Genomic DNA, 2,935 nt, shown 5'->3' with positions numbered 1-2,935 from the left:
GGGCTTCGCGCAGGACGGCGGAACGGACCTCGTCGCGACCGGTCGGGCGGGGTCGCGGGGCGCCGTGCCCACGGGTGGGCGCGGAGTCGGGCGGGGTCGGTCCGGGGAGGCCGTCCTCGTCGTCGTCGGATCGGTTCTCACTTTCCATTCCCAAACTGTACACAATTGACTACAGTCGGGTTGACGGGTGTGGATTGACGCGCCCCGCCCCTCGTGCGAAAGGCCGACGATGACCACCACTGACCGCCGCGACGACATCGACGCGATCAAGTCCCTGAAGTACCGCTACCTGCGTTGTGTGGATCTGCGACTGTGGGACGAGCTCGCCGGGACACTCGCCCCCGAGGTCTCGGCCTCCTACGGCAAGCGCCTGTCCTACACCGGCCGCGACGAGGTGGTGGCCGGGTTGCGGGAGCAGATGACCGACGACGTCATCACCGAGCACCAGGCCCACCACCCGGAGATCGAGGTGGACGGCGACACCGCGACCGGCCGCTGGTACCTGCAGGACCGGGTGATCGTGCCCGCCTTCGACACGATGATCATCGGAAGCGCCTTCTACTCCGACACCTACGCGCGCCAGGACGGTCGCTGGGTCATCACGAGCACCGGCTACAAGCGCACCTACGAGGCGATGCTCAACCTCAAGGACATCCCGAGTTTCCAGCTCACGGACAACCACCTCGCCCCCACCGGCGGGCAGTGAGGGCGCGGGCGGACGGTGCGAGCTCTGCCCGGCGAGTCGGTGACGACGACTGTGACCGTGACGGTGACGCGTGGAGCTGATCGTCATCGCCGCGCTGTGCGTGGCGGCGGCCTCGGTCATCGGCGGCGCCACCGGGTTCGGCACGTCCCTGTTGGCCACCCCGTTGATGCTGATGGCGGGCATCGGACTGGCCGAGACGGTGGTGGTGAACCTGGTCGTGGCCCTGGTCACCAGGGTGGGCGTCACCGTGCAGTTGCGCGCTCACATCACCTGGCCGCGCGTCGCGGTGCTGGGACTGGCGAGTGTGCCGGGCGCCTGGTTGGGCGTTCAGACCATCGCGTTCCTGCCGGAGGAGCACCTCAAGCCGGCGGCAGGCGCGATCACGGTCCTGTGCGGGGTCGCCATGGCGCTGCCCGCGGCAAAAACACCCCGGCCGCCCTCGGCGATCGCGACCGCGGTCACCGGGGTGATCAGCGGGTACTTCTCCACCACCACCTCGCTCAACGGACCGCCTGTCGTCCTGCTGCTCAGCCGGGCCAGGCTGCCGCCGCTGGGCTTCATCGCCGACCTCGCCGGGTACTTCGTCATCACCAGCCTGGTCTCCCTCGCACTGTTGTGGTCGGGCACCGAGATCGACCTGCCCGCCCTGCTGCCCGTGGTGGTGGCCTGCACCGTCGTCGGGGTCCTGGCCAACCAGCTCGGAATCGGCATCGCCATGCGCCTGCCCACCCACGTGTTCCGCTCCGCCGTGATCTCCCTCGTGGTGATCGCCGGCCTCGTCACCTTCGCCACCGCGTGATCGCCGTGACGCCCCGTTCCCACTCCCACAGATTCCCGTACCGACCCCGGAGGACCCCATGACCGACAGCACCGCGCAGACCGACACGACCGCAGAGACTGACACGTCCACGCAGACCGACACGACCGCGCAGCACACCGAGAACGCCGGCACCGCACGGGAGAACCGTCTGGCCGGCAAGGTCGCCATCGTCACCGGCGGCGGGCAGGGGGTCGGGGAGGGCATCGCGCTCGGCCTCGCCGAGTCCGGTGCCGCGTTGTTGCTGGTCGGCCGCCGGATGCGCAAACTCGAGCGGGTCGCCGAGATCATCCGTGCGAACGGTGGGACGGCCGAGTGCCTGGCCGTGGACATCATCACCGACGGCGCCCCCGAGGCGATCATCGCGACCGCCGTGGAGAAGCTCGGCGGTGTCGACATCCTGGTCAACAACGCCAACATGGCCATGCCGCTGCCGCTGTCCGACTACCCGGACGACGAGTTCCGCAAGGCCTTCGAGGGCGGCCCCCGCGTGACCTTCACCCTGATGAAGCTGGCGCGGCCCGAGATGGCCAAGCGCGGAGGGGGAACGATCATCAACCTCGTGACCGCCGCCGCCGTCCGGTGGGACGCCGCCAACTACGGCATCTACTCCGCGGTCAAGGAGGCCATCCGCGCCCTGACCCGCGCCGCCGCCTACGAGTGGGCGGCCGAGGGAACCCGCGCCCTCAACGTGGCGCCGCACGCTCACAGCCCCGGGCTGGACTGGTGGATGGAGAACAACCCCGAGGAGGCCGAGGAGTTCGTGTCGAGCATCCCCGCCGGCCGCGTGGGCGACCCCCTCCCCGACATCGGTCGCCCGGTGGCCTGGCTGTGCTCGGCCGAGGCCTCGTACCTCAGCGGTGCCACCATCCCCCTCGACGGCGGCCAGTCCCGCTGGGGCTGACCCCGTCGTCGTCGCCCCGTACAACCCCTCTCCCCGGAAAGCCTCCGCCATGACCCCGACCACTGGTCCCACGAACACCGCCCCGACCAGCCGCGACGCGCTGGCCCTGGCCGCCGACATCCGCGCCGGCGCCACCACCGCCGCCGAGGTACTGGAGGAGGCCATTGCCCGCATTGAGCGGCTCGACCCCGGGCTGGGCGCCATGGTCTCCACGCGCATCGACGCCGCGCGTGCCGAGGTGGAGGCCGGCCTGCCCGACGGCCCACTGCGCGGGGTGCCGATCGTCATCAAGGCGCTCGGCACCGACGTCGCCGGGCTGCCCGCCGCCGACGGCTCCCGACTGCTCGCCGACGTCGTGGCGACCGTGGACAGCACCGTCGTGCAGCGCTACAAGGCCGCCGGGATGGTGGTGCTCGGTACGACCAACGTGCCCGAGATGGGCAAGTCCACCACCACCGAATCGCTGCTGCACGGCCCGTGCCACAACCCGTGGAACACGGCGTACTCG

Annotated in this window: 4 protein-coding genes; all 4 read left to right on the top strand. The window is 70.6% G+C overall.

Translation table 11 applies throughout. The features are described from left to right. Positions 1-229 precede the first annotated feature (229 nt). Positions 230-706, top strand: coding sequence for a nuclear transport factor 2 family protein (locus G6028_RS12415; protein ID WP_179523255.1), 477 nt, complete (start codon positions 230-232; stop codon positions 704-706). A gap of 70 nt (positions 707-776) precedes the next feature. Next, on the top strand, positions 777-1,505 hold the full coding sequence (locus tag G6028_RS12410) for a TSUP family transporter (protein ID WP_182659048.1): 729 nt from the start codon (positions 777-779) through the stop codon (positions 1,503-1,505). Between the two features lie 58 nt (positions 1,506-1,563). Then, the gene (locus G6028_RS12405) at positions 1,564-2,427 is read left to right on the top strand and encodes an SDR family NAD(P)-dependent oxidoreductase (RefSeq protein ID WP_182659047.1); all 864 of its coding nucleotides are present in this window, start codon (positions 1,564-1,566) and stop codon (positions 2,425-2,427) included. Between the two features lie 49 nt (positions 2,428-2,476). Then, the coding region (locus G6028_RS12400) for an amidase family protein (RefSeq protein ID WP_241730729.1) at positions 2,477-2,935 on the top strand (459 nt) is incomplete at its 3' end.

The organism is Dietzia cercidiphylli (assembly GCF_014145145.1).
GTDB lineage: Bacteria > Actinomycetota > Actinomycetes > Mycobacteriales > Mycobacteriaceae > Dietzia > Dietzia natronolimnaea.
This window is presented reverse-complemented; position numbering and strand designations above follow the sequence as displayed.

What these genes read in the sequence shown, in the direction of transcription:
- G6028_RS12415 (WP_179523255.1), top strand. Translation starts at nt 230, where the DNA reads ATGACCACCACTGACCGCCGCGACGACATCGACGCGATCAAGTCCCTG.
- G6028_RS12405 (WP_182659047.1), top strand. Translation starts at nt 1,564, where the DNA reads ATGACCGACAGCACCGCGCAGACCGACACGACCGCAGAGACTGACACG.